Source organism: Spirosoma areae (assembly GCF_054781775.1).
Genome location: NZ_BAAGTT010000027.1, coordinates 523,599 through 542,985 on the forward strand (window position 1 = coordinate 523,599; position 19,387 = coordinate 542,985).

Here is a 19,387-nt window from a genome sequence, read left to right on the forward strand (position 1 = left end):
ATTACAGGATTAAACAGGATTATTATCCGATCAAATCCTGTTTAATCCTGTAATCCTGTCTGAAAAACTTTGTTCTACGCATTATTTCAGCAAAAAATCCCGGACGTGTCGATTAAAGAGAACCGGTTGCTCCAGGTTAAGCATGTGAGCTGCAATGGGAATAACAACCTTCTTCACGTTAGGGATTTTTCCGGTAATTTCATCGCTAATGGCTAAAATATCCAGCATATCAAGGTCGCCGACGAGCACCAGGGTAGGGGCCTGAATCGTGCTTAACCGCTGGTTGGCCGGTGGCTCATACGTAAACTGGAGATGCGTAGCCCATTGATGCTGTTTTAAGTTATCCCGAACCATACCCATCACGAAAGCCCGAAGGTTGGGATCTACGTCGGTTGGCTTCCGTTTGGGGCCGTCCGTCCAGGAGCGCAGAAAATACTCGGCATACGCCAGCGTGTCATGCCGTTGCTGGGCAACGTCAATTTGCCGATTATTGGCTACCAGGGCCGGGTCGTGATTCAGATCATAGCCAATAAGTCCTGGGGCGGCTAAGATTAACTTATTGACCCGCTTCGGATGAGCCAGCACAAAGTCGGTGGCCGCAACTGCGCCCAAAGACAGCCCCATGACATGCGCCTTGTCGACACCCAGCGAATCGAGGATGAGGGCAATGGCCGTCGAGTTAAGAAAGGTGGAATCACCATCCTGCGTAAGACCGTGTTTCCGCATGTCGCAGTTCAAGACCCGGAAGAATCTGCTCAATTCACTTACCTGTTTTTTCCACATCCGATGGTCGATAAGGCCCCCATGCAGTAACAGCACAGCCGGTCCCTGACCGCTTTCTTCTACATAGAGTTTAGAGTCGGCTACTGGTATAAAGTGCTTTCTGATTACCTGGCTGCTGGCTGTGTCGGGCAGTACAAACAGCCAGATGAATAGGAGGGATTGAATAGCCTGTGTGCTGGTCATGGAATCACTTTTTGAAGATAGACCGGGGAGTTCCTGCAATTTATAGGCTAATATCACTGATTGCTGGAATTTTAGTCTCTTTATTAATGACAATAGAAAATAAAATGCTTATTTGAGTATCCACCCAAAACCCGCCCGCAGTATGGTCTTCCTCTTTATTAAAGCCCATGAAAAAAAATACGTTCTTTTACCTGTTAACAGGTCTACTCGTTGCTCAAACGACTTATTTACAGGCGCAAACGTTTTCATTTGACGCCATCAAAAGCCATCCGTTTCCAACCGAACTGGTCAGTGCGGCCCAGGGTTCACGCATTGCGTGGGCGTTTAATGAGCAGGGTAAACGCAATGTGTACGTAGCCGAAGGCCCCGACTTTTCGCCCCGAAAACTTACCAACTATACTGCCGACGACGGGCAGGAAATCACCAGTTTATCTATTTCCAACGACGGGAAATGGGTGGTCTACGTGCGCGGGGGTGACCACGGCTCCAACTGGGACGACGAGCTGCCTGTCAACACGATGGCAACGCCGGTCCCCCCAAAAGTACAAATCTGGCGTGTGCCGTTTGCCGGTGGCGAACCCAAAGCCATTGCCGAGGGTGACGCGCCCGTCATTTCGCCAAAAAGCGACCAGATTGCGTTTATCAAAGGCGGACAGGTTTGGGTATCGCCGACGGATGGGTCATCGGCGGCAAAAGCACTGTTTACCACTCGCGGCACCAACAGTTCGCTCGAATGGTCGCCGGATGGATCGAAGCTGGCGTTTGTCTGCGACCGGAAAGATCACGCGTTTGTGGGGGTGTTTACCAATGAAACCACACCCATTACCTGGCTGGCGCCTTCATTTTCAACGGACGAATCACCCCGCTGGTCGCCGGATGGCAAAAAGATTGTGTTTGTTCGTACACCCGGAAGCGGTGGCGCGCCCGATTCCCTGCTGACGCGAAAACACCGCCCGTGGGCTATCTGGACTGTCGAGGTGGCGTCGGGCGTAGCGTCTCAACTGTGGCAGGCTCCCAAAACGCTGGCCGGCTCGGTGCCGACTACGCACGGGGGAACCAATTTGCACTGGGCCGCTAATGAGCGGATTGCCTTTCTGTCGTATCAGGATGGGTGGCCGCATTTGTATTCCATTCCCTCATCGGGCGGACCACCATTGCTGCTGACACCCGGTTCGTTCATGGCCGAGCACATTACGTTGAGTCCTGACCGTAAATGGCTGCTGTTCAGTGCAAACACGGGGCCTGATAAGTTAGACATCGACCGTCGGCACGTGGTTCGGGTGCCCGTCGACAAGGCCGCGATGGAGGTGCTGACACCCGGAACCGGCCTCGAATGGACACCCGTCGTAACAGGCGATGGCGCCACCGTTGCCCTGATTAGCGCGACAGCCCAACGCCCTCCGTTACCGGCGATAATGGCCTTTGCGAAAGGCATACCGAAAGTTCTCTCGCAAAATCTGGTGCCTGCGAGCTTCCCGCAAAATCAGTTGGTTACCCCTAAGCAGATTACGTTCAAATCGCCCGATGGGCTAACCATTCATGGGCAACTGTTCGAACCATTGGGTGGCCCGGCAAAGAAACCAGCGCTCATCTACGTACACGGCGGACCTCCGCGCCAGATGCTGCTGGGCTGGCATTACTCTGATTATTACGCCAATGCCTACGCCATGAATCAGTACCTGGCCAGTTTGGGGTTTGTGGTGTTGTCGGTGAATTACCGGCTGGGCATTGGGTATGGCTACGAGTTCCACCAACCTGCCAGTGGTGGCGCTTTTGGAGCGTCGGAATACCAGGATGTCCGGGCGGGGGCTGTCTGGCTCGCCGAACAACCACAGGTCGATGCCGCCAGAATTGGTATTTACGGCGGCTCATATGGCGGCTACCTGACCGCGCTGGCCCTCGCCCGCGACTCCAAACTTTTTGCCGCTGGCGTCGATATTCACGGCGTTCACGACTGGAGCGCACAACGGGCAGGCTATAATCTTAGCCAGACTGACCGGTCCGAAAAGATTCCTGACTTCGATAAGGCCACGAAACTGGTCTTTGCCTCATCGCCAATTTCGTCGGTGAGCAACTGGACCTCGCCCGTGCTCATTATTCACGGCGATGATGATCGAAACGTAGCGTTCAGCCAAAGCACCGACTTAGTCCGGCGGCTCGACAAACAGGGCGTTCCAATAGAAACGATGGTGATTGTGGACGATACGCACCACTGGATGAAGCACGCCAACGCCCTGAAATTGGGCAACGCGACCGGCGATTTTTTCAAACGGAAACTGATGAAGCCAATTATACTCGACCAGGCCAGAAGCAAACCGTAAGAGACAGTTTGACGGGGACGCCCCACGCTGTAGCGTGGCGGGCTGTGTGGTTAAATCTTCGTCGCATAGCGACATGATGTTTGTAGAAAAAACAATGGGTGGGTAGTTCTCCGTCGCGTAGCGACCAAACCAGTACGCTGATTGTTTGGTCGCTACGCGACGGAAATACTAATGGGGACCATTTTAGACTATAAACATTATGTCGCTACACGACGCTTTACAACTCAAACAGCGTTTAAACTAACTCGAAATCTTAACCAACTAACTCCTCTCATGCAAACCTTTATCAGCAAACAACTTAGCTCCCTGCTTCTCGCCCTGTTCATGCTTAGTAGCTTGCCATTATGGGCACAGACCGTTGATGAAACGTATAATCAGAAAATTAGAGAATTTACCACCGACCCCCGGTTCCTGCCTGCTTCGGTGCTGAACCTGACGGATGACCCGAACGTGCCTTCACCCCGCAAACATTTCGGTCAGATTATCGGAACGCCGGGTATCATTCACCGCACGACGGAGATTTATGGGTATTATCAGAAATTGGCGCAGTCGTCGCCCAACATCACCATTCAGCAGGTGAGCACCAGCGAAGAAGGGCGGCCTATTCAATTGGTGACTATCGGCAGCGAGGAGGCCATGAAACGACTCGATCATTACAAAAAACAACTGGCACTGCTGGCCGACCCGCGCAAAGTAGGTACACAGGACATAGAGAAGATTCTGGGCGATACCAAACTGGTCTATTACCTGAACGGGGGCCTGCACTCGCCGGAGATGGGGTCGCCGGAAATGCTGATGGAACTGGCGTATCGGCTCATAACCAGTCAGTCGCCTGATATTAAAACCATTCGGGACAACATCATCGTGCTCATCAACCCCGTGTCGGAACCCGACGGCTGGGACCGGCAGGTGGACTGGTATTACCGCTTCTCGAAAGTCCGCAAAGAGTACGACGACGGCTTCCCGAAATCACCGCCGTACTGGGGTAAATACGTCTACCACGACAATAACCGCGATGGGTTGCAGGTGTCGCAGGCGCTGACTAAAGCCCTCTTTAACGTCTTTTACGATTGGCACCCGACGGTTAGCCTCGACCTGCACGAGTCGGTGCCGCTGCTCTACATCTCAACCGGCACTGGTCCTTACAACGAAACCATCGACCCAATCACCATTGGCGAATGGCAGATTATGGCCCACCACGACATTACAGCCTTAGCCGCGCAGGGTGTACCGGGGGTGTTTACCTGGGCATTTTATGACGGCTGGTATCCCGGTTACGCGCTCTGGATTTCCAACAACCACAATGCCATCGGGCGGTTTTACGAAACCTTCGGGAATGCGGGCGCCAACACGTATCTGCGCGACCTCTCGGAGCAGAAATACGCGGGCGACCCGGCCACGACCAAAGAGTGGTATCGCCCGGCGCCACCCACCGAAAAAGTGTACTGGTCGTATCGGAACAACATCAACTACATGCAGGCCGGAGTGCTGGCGTCGCTGTCGTATGGCGCGACAAACAGCCGGTTGCTGCTGAAGAATTTTTATCAGAAAGGGCTGAACAACCTCAAAAAAGGCCAGGAAGAAACACCGAAAGCGTTTGTGATTCCGAAGGATCAGCGCGACCCGGCCATGGCGGCTTACCTCGTCAATCAACTGCGGGCGCAGGCCATTGACGTTCACAAGGCCGAGTCGGGTAAGAATCAGGGCGATTATGTGGTGTTGCTGAATCAGCCGTATCGCAATCTGGCGGTGTCGCTGCTAACCAAACAGAATTACCCGAAAGAAGCCAAATTTCCGCCCTATGATGACATTGCCTGGACATTGGGCTATCTGTATGGCGTGGAGGTGAAAGCAGAAGACAGCGTGAAGTACGCAGCCAGCGACCTCAAACTAATCAGCGATGAGGCTCAATACGCCGGAAAAATTGACGGCGACGGAACGAATTATGTCCTGAATTACAAAGCCCAGACTAATGTGCTGCCCGCACTGCTCTGGATGAAGTCGCAGGGAAAACAGGCCAGAGCCGTTGTGCTGGATACCAAAACAACGATTGCTGGCAGTAAAGATACGCTATCGGCGGGAGCGCTGGTATTCAGAGGCTTAACCGCCGATCAATCCAAAAAGCTGGCGACCCAGTTTGGTCTGGATTTACAGGCAACAAAAGCCAATCCCGAAGGAGTTGGAGCACCAGTGCGACAGCACGACGTCAGTTTGCCACGGGTGGCTATTTACCACAGTTGGTTCAACACCCAGGACGAAGGCTGGGCACGCTACACCTTCGAGCAGCGGGGCATTCCCTACACGTCCATCAACAAAGACCACCTGAAAGCGGGTGAGTTGCGGAAGAAATTCGATGTCATTCTGATTCCCCGAATGCGCGGTACGGCCACCAATTTTATTCACGAAATCGACAAAAAATTTGGCCCGCTGCCGTACACCAAAACCACCGAATTTCCATCGCATGGCTTTCCCGACGCGACGAATGATATCACCGGCGGGCCGGGTTTTGCCGGTGTGGATAACCTGAAGCAATTTGTGGAAGCGGGTGGGGTACTTGTTACGTTGGATAACTCCTCCGCCATGATTGCCGGAACTGGTATAGCCCGTGATCTGGAAGAAGTCAGCCTGCCCACGCTTTTCCATCCGGGGTCGATTGTGCAGGTGAAAAACCGGAAACCCGACAGCCCGATCATGTATGGCTTCCCGGAAACCTTCCCGATTTTTCGGGGAATTGCGCCCGTACTGCAAACCCGGAAAAACAACCGCGATATGATGCTGATGCAATACGGCACCAAACCGCTCAAGGACGAGGAAGAATACAAAGGCTTGATTATGGGAATGCCCGACAAAAAAGCGGTAAAAGAAAAGCCCAACCAAACCCCAAAAAAAGAAGAGCCCTATGTGCTGTCGGGCATGGTGCGGAACGAGCAGACGATTATTGGGCACGGCGGCATTTTCAATGTACCGGTGGGTGCCGGGCGGGTTATTGCCTTCACCTTCGACCCGCTGCACCGCTACCTGAATCACCATGACGCGCCCCTGCTCTGGAACGTGCTCATCAACTGGAATCATTTAGAAACCCCAGCCAGCCCAGCCATCTCTGAAACAGCCGCCCAGCCAACCGCCAAGACGGGGGGCGGGAATTGAGTATCAATAAAAAACCTAAAAGGTCTTTTTGGAGACCTTTTAGGTTTACGGCTTAACGACCAACCGCTTATTTTTTGGCGGCTGCGTGCTTCGTCAGCAATTGCAGCGTATGCTCCAGCGACTTTGTGTCGCCCCACTCCTCATGACCCGGCACCACGATTCGCGCCGTACCAAACTGGCTCATCACGTTTCGAATCGAGTTGGCCCATTCGTTCAGGTTGGCGTCGGCGATGTTGCCCATGCCGAAAGCCGCTACGCTTTTCACGAAACAGCCGCCATGTAAAATCTGCTGATTCGGCAGCCAGACCACGATGTTGTCGCTGGTATGTCCCTCGCCGGGAAAGTAACAGCGAATCGGCTCCTGACCCATCAGCAAAGTTGTGTCGGATGGCAAAATCGGCTCAGGAGAATCATACCCCAGTTTAACTGATTTCTGCGCCGTTAAGGGCGTGCTAACGACCCGAACATTTGCTTTGCGGAGTTCGCGGATACCACCCACGCGGTCGTCGTGAGCATGTGTAACAATACATAGCCGGACCGGTTGGTGCAGGCTATCGGCCACCCATTGAAGCAACTGACGGGTGTTGTCGGTATCGTCAAGGGTGTCCCAGCCGGTATCGACCAGCACAACGCCCTCTTTTGTTTTGATAATCAGTCCATTGGACGGGATAACTGAGTTCCTATAAACCCCATACGTCGTATGCACGTACACCTGATCGTTGAGGGGCGTAACCATGAGTTTTGGCTTTTGCGTCGGTTGAGCCTGCGCCAGATGCTGGAGAAAAAGGAATACAAATAAGGCTGTTGGAATACGCATACGTTGGGTTGTCTTCCTGGGGTTATGTTTCCTCGGTCTGTGTCCTCACAGACCGCCGGTTGTTATGGCTGTCGCGCGGGTGGGCTGTGAGGACACAGCCCACAGGTTGGCGAATAGTTATTATGGGGCCAATACCCCTACCGTCAAAAAACTCGCTCCCGCCTTACCATGATAAACCCGATGCGTGGCTTTCTGATAATCGGCTTCTTTGGCCGTGAAAATCGGCACGAACGTTTGCGGATTGCGGTCGGCCCAGGGGAAGCAGGAGCTTTGTACCTGCACCATCAGCCGGTGGCCTTTCTTAATTGTGTGCAGCACATCCTGCAACTCCACCGACACAGGCGTGGGTTGGTTAGGTTTGAAGGGTTCGGGCTTGCTGCTATTGTTGCGGTAACGGCCCCGGATAATCTCGCTGCGAATCAGTTGCTGGTAATTACCGTAGACTACATCCGGTTTTTTAGGGTTTTGTGGCGCATCCGGCGGATAAACGTCGATAACTTTCACCACCCAGTCGGCATCGGTGCCAGTGGTCGAAACGGTGAGTTGGGCCAGTATGGGTCCGGCCAGCGTCAGGTCTTCGGATAGGGGGTCGGTCTGGAACGTCAGTACATCGGGCCGGGATGAAGCAAACCGCTGATCGTCGACCATGTACTCGGCCGAAAAGCCATCGTTTATTTTGCCCGTAAACGGGACCGGGTGCGCGGGGTCGGAGATAAATTCTGAGAAAGCCGTGCCGGTTGACGGTGGCGCAAAACCGAGTTGGCCACCGGCGCCTAAATAAACCTGCTTCGGCACGGTTCCCGTTGGCGGATAGGTGTCGAATGAACGCCAGCGATTCGTACCTGTCTCGAACAGCGTTGCTTCGGGCAGCGCCAGCGGGGTTGTCTCCGCAAAGAGGTAATGTTTAAAAAAACGGGCTTCGATGTTGGCCTGGTAATAGGGAGAAACCGGCGAGCCGAAATCCAGATCGGTCAGCGTTTGGCCCGATGGGCCCGCCCAGCCGCCATGTACCCAGGGACCGACCACAAAGATGTTCTGAATGCCGGGGTTTTGCTTTTCGATGGCTTTATACGTGTTGAAGGTGCCATATAGATCCTGTTCGTCATACCAGCCACCCACCACCATTACAGCGTGCCTGATGCCCTTGAGGTGTGGTAGAATGGCTCGTTTTTTCCAGTGCTCGTCGTAGTTGGGATGCTCGAAATTCTCATGATAATACACATTCCGGCCTTTATAATACCCACTTTCCGAATTAGCCGTTGGCCCCATGTTCAGGTAAAAATGGTAGCCATCGGGGTCGTTCATCTCGAAAAGTGGGGGCGGGTTTTGTTTGGTTGGCTGTTTGTGTTCCACAAAGAAGGGGTAAAAACTGAAGTTGGCCGCCAGCATAAACGCGCCATTATGAAACGCATCGTCGCGCCAGAGGTCGGCCATGGGCGCTTGTGGCGAGGATGCTTTCAGGGCCGGATGCCCCGACACCGCCCCCGCCGACGTGAAGAAACCCGGATAGCTGATGCCCCACTGACCAACGTTGCCATTATGGTTTGGCAAGTTTTTGAGGAGCCAGTCGATGGTATCATACGTGTCCGATGCTTCGTCGTGGTTAGTATTGCCTTTTTTTGCATCGACATGTGGAGTCATCTCCACGAACGTACCTTCTGAAGCCCACCGCCCGCGAACATCCTGATACACAACAATGTAATTATCGCGCAGCATAAACGGATTCGGTCCTACGCGCCGACGAAAACGGTCAGTGCCGTAGGGCTGGCAACTATAGGGTGTTCGCTGAATAATGATCGGGTGTTTTACGGATGAGTCTTTGGGGGCATACACCTGCGTAAACAGCTTCGTGCCATCCCGCATGGGTACCATGAACTCAGACTTCTGGTACTTGTCGCGCACGTAGGCCGAATCCTGTGCAGATGTGAACGGATAGGGGTTAACCGGCGGTGTCGATTGGGCAACAACGAGGGCTGGAATCAGCAGCAGTAGGCTAAGGATTGTTTTCAACGGATGATAACGGAGAAAAAGAAATAGACCGAATACGGGTAAAGTTAAGCGAATTCTAAAATAGTTTCGCTACGGGCTAAACCTTCCGGGAAAGAGTCGCGTTATGAGCAATGAACTAATGTTTAGACTCTATTAACCATGATTTACCAGCCAACATTGGATCAGGACGACGACGTTCTGATGCTCAACCCTGACCCCGAAACGGCCGCCTTCGACGATGATGAAGATGACTTCGACGATGGTGGCGCTGAGTTTGATGACCTGGGTTCTGGGGCTGCCAGCGGCTACGGAGCGGATGATATTGCCGACATTGACGACATTGACGCCGACTTTAACGAGGATGACCTGGATGAAGAATTGGATGACGACAGCATTGACGATGACCTGGACGACGACAGTATGGAATAACCTGTACTGTACACAAGGAGCGCGAACAACAATTTCTCACGTTTATTAATCATTCACTGCATATGACCCCGTTAGAATCAGCGTCAACTCCAAACGAAGACCCACTCATCACGATTGCCAACGCCGACGATGAAGGGACAGCCCCCGATTCTGAAACGCAGTCGTCGGCCGCCAGCGAGGCCGGTAATCGAACGGCTGAAGAAGGCTCCCGCGCCCCCAGCGACCCCGCCGAAGGCGCTTAATTAATGAATAATGCAGAATGAATAATGTGTGTAGTAGACAGCCATTATTCATTCTGCATTATTCATTAATTACATCGAGAAGCGTCTGGCATTTAATCTCCGTTTCCTGCCACTCCCGCTCCGGTACCGAGTCTTCGGTCAGGCCCGCACCGGCGTAGAGCGTTGCTAAGCGGCCCTCAAGTTTCATGCAGCGGATGTGTACGAAAATATGACTGGCCGGGCTTTCTGTTTCACTGTGTGCGTTGACGGGTCCCAGAAAACCGCTGTAGAGTTCGCGGTCGTGGGTTTCGTGCTGGCGGATAAAGGCGAAGGCCACGTCGCGCGGGGTTCCGCAAACCGCCGACGTCGGGTGCAGCAACCTGAGCATAACCGTGCCTAACTGGGGATAGCGCACCGCCTGCGTGTCGACCGTGAACGACGTGCCGAGGTGCATTAAGTTGCCGGCTATAATGGTTTTGGGCCCTTCTTCGATGTATTCCCGCAACCGGATTTTCTTGAAACATTCGATGATGTAGCGGCTTACCAACGCCTGTTCTTCAATCTCTTTTTGCGACCACATCGCGTCGGGCGGGCGTTTGGCCGTGCCGTCCGGGTTAAACGCCGACTGCGTTCCGGCTAAGGAAGCCGTGCGAAATACACCCTCGCCGTCGACGCTGACTAACCGTTCGGGGGTTGCACTAATCCAGATTTGCCCCCGCTCTGGAATCGAAACCGCCGAGATAAATGCGGTTGGGTAGGTTTGGCAAAGCCTGTCGAATAAATCAACCGCATTCGGGGCATCGGCAAACTCAATTCGCTTTGTTCGGGATAATACTACTTTTCTGAACTCGCCCCGCTGCATGGCCTCAACGGCCTGATTCACATTATGCAGGTAGTTCGCCTGAGCATCCGGGTCGGGCAGAACCGTAACACCGTCTGAACGCGGTTTGGTATCAGGTTGCTCAGTCAGGTGAACTGTCAGCCTTTGCCGGAACCGTTCGGCGGCTTCGCCCGACGCCTGGTTTTGATACACTGGCTCAGCAGCGGCCAGATCCTGTTCCGAAAAACGGGCCTGAAGGTCAGCCCGCAGGAAAAGCGTTTGGGCGGGGGTACTGGTACCCCTGTCAAGGTTGTCGAACGGGCTAACGAGGAACCCGGCAGGCAGTTCATCTAAATCGGCCAGTACGCGCGGCAATACCTCATCGAAGGAGACAATCAGGTGCTTGTCTTTTTGGTTCGGTAGTCGCCACAGAGCTGCCGGGAAGCCAAGAAAGCAGGCCGTATCCCATAAATCAGCGGCATCAGGCCCTGGCGAGAAATCGGGACGGTGCTGGGTCGTTGAAACAGAATGAATACGATAATCAGGTTGCATAGTCAGTAGCCGACCCGATCAGGAGCGGCTGTAAGGATAACAGATTATGCCGTGAATTTGTGCGTAGGTATCAGGAAACTCTTTGTTCATCGTTAGAAGCTTTGGTAGCCCGCGAATGTTTTTTACCTGCTATCTGTTTTACTTTTGCTTTAAATTACTTTTACCGATTCTATGCGCCATTTCACAGGCGGTTTTTTGCTGGCCATTTTTGTGACAGCCTGCAAAACAGCCGCACCAGTTGTCCAGCAAGCCCCCCCCAAGCCCATTATCCTGACGCTGGGTAACAAAACGTTCCTGACCGACGATTTTTTTCAGTCGTTTACCAAAAATCAGCTTTCATCCGACTCGGCCCAGCGAACCGATGTAAAACAGTATTTTGACCTCTATACGGATCTAAAACTGAAAGTGCTGGCCGCCGAAGCGCAGGGCCGCGACACAACCGAAGCGTTTCGGGAGGAAATGAATACCTACCGCAAACAATTGGCGCAGTCCTACCTGACGGATAAAGTACTGGTGGAATCGCTGGCGGCCGAAGCCTTTCAGCGGATGCAGGAAGAAATCAATGCCGCCCACATCCTGATTCCTGTTTCGGAAGATGCCCCACCAGCCGACACCCTGAAAGCCTATGAAACCGCGCAGAGCCTTCGTAAACAAGCCCTGGCCGGAACCGATTTCGCTCAGCTTGCCCGCCAGTACTCGCAGGATGCAACGACCGCCCAAAATGGGGGTAATCTGGGCTATGTAGCCGCATTTGGCTTGGTTTATCCACTCGAAACAGCCGCCTACACAACGGCTGTGGGGAGCATCTCACCCCCCGTCCGAACGCGGTTTGGTTACCATCTTGTCCGGGTAAATGGTCGCCGGCCGAGCCGGGGGCGCGTGCGGGTAGCCCACATACTCGTGCGCCTGAGTCCGGGGGCCGACGAAGCCGGACAGAAAGCGGCTCAGGATCGAATTGATGCCGCCTACGCCCGTCTGCAAAAAGGGGAGCCCTTTGAGCTGGTCTGCCTCGACGTGTCGGACGATGCAACCTCTAAAACCAACGGTGGTGTTTTGCCCATCTTTGAACCTGGGCGATGGGTACCGGCTTTTGAAGATGCGGCCTTTGCCCTCAACAAAGCTGGCGACTACGCAAAGCCCGTTCGAACCAATTACGGCTGGCATATCATTAAACTTCTTGAACACAGAGGGTTAGATTCCTACACTACGCTGGCTCCCGTGCTGCGGCAACGGGTTACGACCGACAGCCGCGCCGACGTTCTGCGGCAGGCTACCGTGCAGCGGCTGCAAAAGGAATATGCCGTTCGGGAAGAAAAAACACTGCTGGAAAACGCCCTGACCAAAGCCGACAGCAGTTTGTTGCGCGGCCAGTGGCGGTATACCGAGCCGCTCGACCCCGCTTTGCAAAACAAACCGGTTCTGACGATTGACAAGCAGACTTACACGGTCAATCAGTTTTTCGATTATGTTCAGAAACGGCAGCAGCCGCCACGGAATCCGGCAGTCGTCAGTGCTGCGAGTGCATCAACCGGTTTGACCCCTGCAGACCCCGCCACGGGTTCGCCCACAGTAGCCATGCGCCGGCTATTCGACCGGTTCGTGGGCGACCAGTTAATCGCTGCCGAAGAAGCCGGTTTAGACCGGAAATCGCCGGAGTTTCGGGCATTGCTGAATGAAATTCGGGATGGCGTATTGCTCTCGCAGATGATGGAACAGCATGTGTGGGAGCGATCCATGGCCGATTCGACGGGCCAGCGGCAGTATTTTGAGCAGCACAAAGACAAGTACCGTTTTCCTGAGCGGGTTGCCGCCACGGTTGTTGTGGCCCAAAACGACAGCCTGCTGAAACAGGCAACCACGATGCTTGCGGGCAAACCTCCCTACCAACTCCGGCGGTCGGCCCCAACGCTGACGTTTGAGCGAAATCAGGTAACGTTGTCACAGGCCCGGCGCGAAACGCTGTTTGATGTGCTGGTGGCTATGATGCGTAATCCGGGCTATGTTGTTGAACTAAGCGCTTCACATGATCCTACCGAACGGGATTCCGTATCGGCGGGACGACTTCGGACGGTGGCGGGTTATTTGCAGAAAAATGGCGTTGCGCTGAGCCGGATTATGGAAAAAGATTATCAGGGTACGCGGCCCGGCGCGGCTAAAGACGCCCAGCGTAATGTGACATTTCAGTATTTCAGTACGGCAAAGGACGACATTGCGCGGGTAATCAACGGCAAACAGCCACTTCCGTCGGGGGAGCCAGCCGTTGTTATTACGACTGGTATTTTTGCCCAGGGGGCCAACCCGTATGTCGATGCGATCACTCAGTGGAAACCGGGAGCGATTACGCTCCACCGCGACAGCAAAGCCATTGCTGTCGTGATCGACCGTATTGAACCGGCACGTGCCAAAACATTTGCCGAAGCGAGGGGCGCCGTCATTAACGAATACCAGGCCACCCTCGAAAAACAGTGGCTGGCTCAACTTCGGCAAACCTATCCGGTGAAGGTGAACGACGAAGAAATACGGAAGTTAGCGAAGTAAGTCAATAGTGGTACTGGCTAACGACTGATGACTATTATTAAAAAAACTTAAATTACAGACCGCTTGCCGTTCTGTGCGTATCTTTAGAACATGAAAAAAGTAATCAGCAGTGCGCTCATCGGTTTGGTTGGCTGGCTTCTAACCACGCCAACCTTCGGGCAGGGGCAGGGCATCAGCCTGAACAAGATTATTGCCAAGGTCGATAACTACTACGTCCTTCGGTCTGATCTGGAAGAAGCCTATCAATCCTATGTTGGCCAGAACCAGACTCCTCCTCAAAAATGCCAGTTGCTGGAGAGCCTCGTTATCAATAAAATGATGCTGGCCAAAGCTGAAATCGACTCGGTTGTTGTGGACGATAAAATTGTCGATAGCGAACTCGACTCCCGGATGCAGTACATGGTGCAGCAATTTGGCTCCGACAAGAACATTGTTGAAGCGTATGGCAAGAGTCTGGAAATGCTCAAAAGTGAACTGCGGACGCAGGTGAAAGACCAGAAAATCGTGCAGAAGATGCAACAGAAAATTACGACCGACGTGAAGGTAACCCCCCGCGATGTTCGTAAGTTTTACGAGGCAATTCCCAGAGATAGCTTACCCTACATGCCCGCCGAAGTAGAAGTGGGCCAGATTGTTCGCATTGCCAAACCGACGAAAGAGCAAAAAGAAGCCCTTCGGCAACGACTTGTGGACATCAAAAAGCGGGTTGAAGGTGGGGAAGATTTTGCTAAATTAGCCAAAGAGAATTCGGAAGACGTTGGCTCAGCCCAAAATGGGGGCGACCTCGGGTTTGCCAAGCGCGGCATGATGGTGGCTCCGTTCGAGGGGGCTGCTCTGAAACTGAAACCCAACGAAACATCGGATATTGTTGAGTCTGATTTCGGTCTGCACTTGATTCAACTCATCGAAACGCGCGGGGCCGAATACCACGCCCGGCATATTCTGCTGCGGCCCGATTACAACCGGCTGGATATTACCGGGCCGACCCGCTACTTGGATAGCCTGCGTAACCTGATTCAGATTGATTCGCTGAAGTTCGACAAAGCCGCCAAAGAGTATTCGGAAGACAAAAACACCGCCGACGCGGGCGGGCTTCTCCGCGATCCGCAGTCGGGTGGTAGTCGGCTGTCGATGGATGGTACGATGGAATATGCCTTGTTCCAGATGCTCGACACCATGAAAGTTGCTAGTATTTCGGCTCCGCTGCCTTATCGGACCGAAGACGGCAAAAGCGCGGTACGGTTATTGTACTTCAAGAGCAAAGTTGACCCGCACACGGCTGACTTCTCGAAAGATTTTGAGAAATTACAGACCATTGTGCTGACCAATAAAAAGAATCGTGCCATCGACGATTGGTTTAAAAAATCGGTTGCCGATGTGTACATCACCGTTGATCCCGAATTCCAGAGCTGCCGCATCTTTGGCACCACCCAAACCAGCGCAGCCAACCTGGGCGGAGGAAACTAATTATGAATGATGAATTATGAATGATGGTCCATCCGCTTTATCATTCATAATTTATCATTTATCATTCATCATTAATCTTTTTTACTTGTGCCCTACTCTTCAGATGTTGCGGCTGCCGAAGCCCTAACCACCTCGTATCAGAAACTAAAAGCCGAAATTTCAAAGGTTGTGATTGGTCAGGACGACACCGTCCGGCTGTTGCTGACCGCCATTTTCTGCCAGGGTCACTGTTTGCTGGTAGGCGTACCGGGGCTGGCGAAAACGTTGCTGATTCAGACCATTGCCGGGGCATTGGACCTTGACTTTAACCGGATTCAGTTTACGCCCGACCTGATGCCGTCCGACATTCTCGGCTCCGAAACACTGGATCAGGAACGAAATTTCAAGTTTATCAAAGGCCCCGTTTTTGCCAACATCATTCTGGCGGATGAAATCAACCGGACTCCGCCCAAAACGCAGTCGGCCCTGCTCGAAGCCATGCAGGAGTACGCCGTTACCATTGCGGGTCAGAAATACGATTTAGGGCGTCCTTTCTTCGTGCTGGCAACGCAGAACCCGATTGAGCAGGAGGGAACCTACCCCTTGCCGGAAGCCCAGTTGGACCGGTTTATGTTCAATATTTACTTAGATTATCCGTCGTATAAATCGGAACTGGAGATTGTCAAAAGCACCACCTCCGACCGGGTATACGACGTTCAGCGGGTTATTACGGGCGGAGAAATCCGGGAATTTCAGCAATTGGTGCGCCGGGTGCCGGTGGTCGACAATGTCGTTGAATACGCCGTTAGTCTGGTGCATAAAACCCGCCCAAACACCGACCTGGCGGCTGCTGATGCCAATCAGTATTTAGAGTGGGGCGCCGGACCTCGGGCCTCGCAGGCGCTGATTCTGGCCGCTAAGTGCAACGCCCTGCTCACGGGGAAATACTCGCCGGATATTGAGGATGTTAAGGCTGTCGCCATGCCTATTCTGCGTCACCGCGTCGTTCGGAACTTCAAAGCGGAAGCCGAAGGCATTTCGGTGGAACAGTTGATTAAACGGATGATGTAAAAAAAGTAGTAAGGTCTGAAGTAGTAAGTGGCTGACGCGAGAGCAATACTTATGCGTCAGCCACTTACTACTTTAGACCTTACTACTTCACCTACTCCTCCCGATTCGTTTTTCCGAGGTAATCGTCGTCACCCCTCCCGGTCGATGTGTCGTCGACGCCTGTTGGTTTTACGTTCTCGGTTTCCTCCCCGATTAAGAAATCATCGTTTCCCGTTGGCTGGTCAACGCCGGGGTCGGGTTGCTCGCGGTTTTCCATAACGTCTGGTTAGTTTGTTTCTGGAAGAACCGGCGCTAAAGAAAATAGTTACAGGAAATTAGCTTTTCAAGTGCCAAACGGCTTCCGGGTCTATTCGGATACCCCTGTGCTGACCGGGCTGCACATCAGCGCGTGTCGTTAACAACCGCAGCGAAACGTAGCGCGACACCTCTACATCAATTTCGTAGTGACTTCCTCTAAAGTAAACCGCCCGAACGGCAGCCGGAACACCCAGCTCATCGAATTTTATTTGTTCGGGCCGTAAGCAAAGCAGTTCATCGGGATTGGCGGCTTCAGATAGCCCCAGTGCGAGGGCATGTTTAGCTTTAATTATGTTTACTGGCCCCGTCATGCGGGCCGCATAAGCCGTTACCGGCTGTCGATACACTGTCTCCGGCGAATCAACCTGAATCAGTTTCCCGTCGCGCATAATGCCCAGGTTGTCGGCCAGAGAAAGTGCATCAGTGGCGTCGTGGGTCACAAACAGGCACGACGTTACGTGTGTTTCTGCACCCGACACGGTGTGCTCATGCCGAACCAAATCAAACAATAAATCCCGCACGATAAGTCGGTTGGGTAAATCGAGATGGCTAAACGGCTCATCCAATAACAACACATCGGGTTTGTCGGCAATGGCGCGGGCAATGGCCGTTCGCTGTTTTTCGCCACCCGATACCTGGCGGGGTATCCGGTCCTGCACGTCGGTCAGGCGGCAGAGTTTCAGCAACTGACTGACCCGAAACTCCCGGTAGTTTTTCTCGAAAAAGCGCAGGGCATAGGCGATGTTCTCCCGCACCGATACATTGGGCATCAACTGGTATTCCTGATGCACCAGCCGGATGTCTGCATGACCTGCCACCAGTACTTCCGACGGCCCCGGCACCCGGTTGCCATTAAGCTGAACCTCGCCCGAATCGGCGTCTGCTAACCCTGCCAGCAGATTCAGCAACGTACTTTTGCCCGAACCGCTGGCGCCTACCAGGGCCATAATCCGGCCCGGTTCGAGGGTGAGCGAAACGTTCCGAACGGCCTGAACACCGGGGTAGGATTTGGTGAGTTTGCTGGCAGTGAGCATAAATAAACCTAAAAGGTTTTTAGAAACCACTCCGGCGGCCCGGCTTTTAGGTTTTGAAAAGTGGCTTAAAAAATAAAATTTGTGCTTAAAAACTGCGATTTGTGCTGGCTGACAATGTCGTTCAGAATTGCCTTGTTCACGGCAGAATCTTTAGTAGCCACCGCCGACCGGATCGAGAACGACCGCAGGGCGTCTTCAACCGATAAGGTTCCCTCCGCCGAATCTTTGCGGCCTGTGAAAGGAAACGTATCCGGCCCGCGCTGGCACTGGGCATTAATGTTTACGCGGCTAACTAAGTTCACCAACGGGTCGATCAGTTGGGCAATCTGCTGGGTATCTGTACCAAAAATACTGGCCTGCATTCCGTGGTCGTCCGTAATCAGGTAGTCGATAAATTCCTCCACATCGTCATAGACAGCTACCGGAACAATCGGCCCGAACTGTTCCTCGCGGTACAGCCGCATCCCGTCGCGAACGGGGTACACGACCGCCGGCCGAAACAGCGATGCCAGCGTTTCGCCACCGCCCTCGTTCACGACCGATGCGCCACCGGCTTCGGCATCGGCAATTATATCGGCTAAATACTGCGTTTTAGTCGGCTCCGGCAGGGGCGTAATCTGCACCCCGGCATCCCAGGGCATGCCCGGTTTTAGCTGGCTGACCTGGGGGCAAAATTTAGCCAGAAACTCATCGGCAATGGAGCGATGCACCCAAATGATTTTGATGGCCGTACACCGCTGTCCATTGAACGAAAGGGAGCCGAGCAGGCATTCGCTCACGGCTACGTCGAGGTTCGCATCGGGCAGAATAATGGCTGCGTTTTTGGCATCGAGACTCATAATCGACCGGAGCCGGTTTAGTTTGGGGTGCTGCCGCTGCAACTCGTCGGCCACGCGGCTGGAGCCAATCAGCGTCAGCACGTTTACGTTGCCCGATTGCATGACCGGCGGAATAACATTGGCCCCGCGCCCATAGAGTGAATTGACAACGCCCTTTGGAAAACTGGTTCTGAACGCTTCGAGGAGCGGATAATGCAGCAGGGAGCCATGTTTGGGCGTCTTGAACAAGATAGTGTTCCCCATCAGAATGGCCGGAATGAGCGTTGTGTACGTTTCGTTGAGGGGATAATTAAACGGCCCCATTGCCAGCACGACGCCCAGGGGTGACCGCCGAATTTGCCCAATGATGCCCTCTTCCATCCGAAACCGCGACGAATTCCGATCCATTGTTTTGAGCGTGTCGATGGTGTCGTAGATGTACTTCACCGTCCGGTCGAACTCTTTGGTTGCGTCGGCGAGGTTTTTGCCGATCTCCCACATAATCAGGTTCACGACCAATTTTTTCTGCTCCAGCATTTTCCCGATGAACGTCTCCATACAGCCAATGCGGTCGGCCACCGCCATTTGGGGCCATTCGCCCCGGCCATTATCATAAGCCGCTACGGCAGCCTCAAGGGCTTCGAGTGCCTGCTGCGGTCCCGCTACCGGGAAACTGCCGACTAACTGACGTTGCAGAACGCCCTGCTGGTCGGGAATGCAAACGGGGGAATAAACTTCCGAAACAGGGCCATCCCACGAGCGCATTTCGCCGTTAAGCAGGTACTCGCGCTGATGAATGGGCTGGATGCGGTAATCGGCGGGAATTTGGTCTTCGGTGGGGAAGAGTTGAGACAGATTTGAGGTTGTCATGGAGGAAATTGGTTGTATAAGAAACGGCGGCAAACGTCGGCATTCGCCGGG

General features: G+C 53.5%; 14 protein-coding genes. 7 read left to right on the forward strand and 7 right to left on the reverse strand.

Annotated features, from left to right (window positions below; all coding sequences use genetic code 11):
• Nucleotides 1–81: 81 nt before the first annotated feature.
• On the reverse strand, nucleotides 82–966 hold the full coding sequence (locus ACYVI1_RS16365) for an alpha/beta fold hydrolase (RefSeq protein ID WP_460911705.1): 885 nt from the start codon (nucleotides 964–966) through the stop codon (nucleotides 82–84).
• A gap of 167 nt (nucleotides 967–1,133) precedes the next feature.
• Between ACYVI1_RS16365 and ACYVI1_RS16370 the strand changes: the two genes are divergently transcribed.
• Nucleotides 1,134–3,287: a S9 family peptidase gene (locus ACYVI1_RS16370; protein WP_460911706.1), complete on the forward strand. Its 2,154-nt coding sequence runs from the start codon at nucleotides 1,134–1,136 to the stop codon at nucleotides 3,285–3,287.
• A gap of 273 nt (nucleotides 3,288–3,560) precedes the next feature.
• Nucleotides 3,561–6,434 (forward strand): M14 family zinc carboxypeptidase, encoded by a 2,874-nt coding sequence (locus ACYVI1_RS16375; RefSeq protein WP_460911707.1) that lies wholly within the window; start codon nucleotides 3,561–3,563, stop codon nucleotides 6,432–6,434.
• A 67-nt stretch (nucleotides 6,435–6,501) separates the two neighbouring features.
• On the opposite strand, the gene bla is transcribed toward ACYVI1_RS16375, so the two are convergent.
• On the reverse strand, nucleotides 6,502–7,251 hold the full coding sequence (gene bla / locus ACYVI1_RS16380) for a subclass B1 metallo-beta-lactamase (protein ID WP_460911708.1): 750 nt from the start codon (nucleotides 7,249–7,251) through the stop codon (nucleotides 6,502–6,504).
• Between the two features lie 120 nt (nucleotides 7,252–7,371).
• Nucleotides 7,372–9,261: a CocE/NonD family hydrolase gene (locus ACYVI1_RS16385; RefSeq protein ID WP_460911709.1), complete on the reverse strand. Its 1,890-nt coding sequence runs from the start codon at nucleotides 9,259–9,261 to the stop codon at nucleotides 7,372–7,374.
• A gap of 138 nt (nucleotides 9,262–9,399) precedes the next feature.
• On the opposite strand from ACYVI1_RS16385, the gene ACYVI1_RS16390 reads away from it, so the two are divergent.
• Both ACYVI1_RS16390 and ACYVI1_RS16395 read left to right on the forward strand, forming a co-directional pair.
• A complete protein-coding gene (locus ACYVI1_RS16390) occupies nucleotides 9,400–9,669 on the forward strand; it encodes an adhesin (RefSeq protein ID WP_460911710.1) in 270 nt (89 codons plus the stop codon).
• 62 nt (nucleotides 9,670–9,731) lie between these two features.
• The gene (locus ACYVI1_RS16395) at nucleotides 9,732–9,911 is read left to right on the forward strand and encodes a hypothetical protein (RefSeq protein WP_460911711.1); all 180 of its coding nucleotides are present in this window, start codon (nucleotides 9,732–9,734) and stop codon (nucleotides 9,909–9,911) included.
• A gap of 58 nt (nucleotides 9,912–9,969) precedes the next feature.
• On the opposite strand, the gene ACYVI1_RS16400 is transcribed toward ACYVI1_RS16395, so the two are convergent.
• Nucleotides 9,970–11,262 carry a chorismate-binding protein gene (locus ACYVI1_RS16400; RefSeq protein ID WP_460911712.1) on the reverse strand — a complete coding sequence of 431 codons (1,293 nt, stop codon included), beginning with the start codon at nucleotides 11,260–11,262 and terminating at the stop codon, nucleotides 9,970–9,972.
• A 171-nt stretch (nucleotides 11,263–11,433) separates the two neighbouring features.
• Between ACYVI1_RS16400 and ACYVI1_RS16405 the strand changes: the two genes are divergently transcribed.
• The 3 genes from ACYVI1_RS16405 (at nucleotide 11,434) to ACYVI1_RS16415 (ending at nucleotide 16,317) form a co-directional block, all read left to right on the forward strand.
• Entirely contained in the window at nucleotides 11,434–13,800 is a 2,367-nt protein-coding gene (locus ACYVI1_RS16405) for a peptidylprolyl isomerase (protein WP_460911713.1), read from the forward strand.
• 90 nt (nucleotides 13,801–13,890) lie between these two features.
• Nucleotides 13,891–15,267, forward strand: coding sequence for a peptidylprolyl isomerase (locus ACYVI1_RS16410; RefSeq protein ID WP_460911714.1), 1,377 nt, complete (start codon nucleotides 13,891–13,893; stop codon nucleotides 15,265–15,267).
• Nucleotides 15,268–15,354: 87 nt separating this feature from the next.
• Complete coding sequence (locus tag ACYVI1_RS16415; RefSeq protein ID WP_460911715.1) at nucleotides 15,355–16,317, forward strand: AAA family ATPase; 963 nt, start codon at nucleotides 15,355–15,357, stop codon at nucleotides 16,315–16,317.
• Between the two features lie 91 nt (nucleotides 16,318–16,408).
• Here ACYVI1_RS16415 and ACYVI1_RS16420 read toward each other — a convergent pair whose 3' ends face one another.
• The 3 genes from ACYVI1_RS16420 to ACYVI1_RS16430 all read right to left on the reverse strand — a co-directional run bounded on the left by ACYVI1_RS16420 (nucleotide 16,409) and on the right by ACYVI1_RS16430 (nucleotide 19,336).
• Nucleotides 16,409–16,573 (reverse strand): hypothetical protein, encoded by a 165-nt coding sequence (locus tag ACYVI1_RS16420; protein WP_460911716.1) that lies wholly within the window; start codon nucleotides 16,571–16,573, stop codon nucleotides 16,409–16,411.
• Between the two features lie 58 nt (nucleotides 16,574–16,631).
• Complete coding sequence (locus tag ACYVI1_RS16425; RefSeq protein WP_460911717.1) at nucleotides 16,632–17,648, reverse strand: ABC transporter ATP-binding protein; 1,017 nt, start codon at nucleotides 17,646–17,648, stop codon at nucleotides 16,632–16,634.
• Nucleotides 17,649–17,713: 65 nt separating this feature from the next.
• Entirely contained in the window at nucleotides 17,714–19,336 is a 1,623-nt protein-coding gene (locus tag ACYVI1_RS16430; protein ID WP_460911718.1) for an NADP-dependent glyceraldehyde-3-phosphate dehydrogenase, read from the reverse strand.
• Between the last annotated feature and the right edge of the window lie 51 nt (nucleotides 19,337–19,387).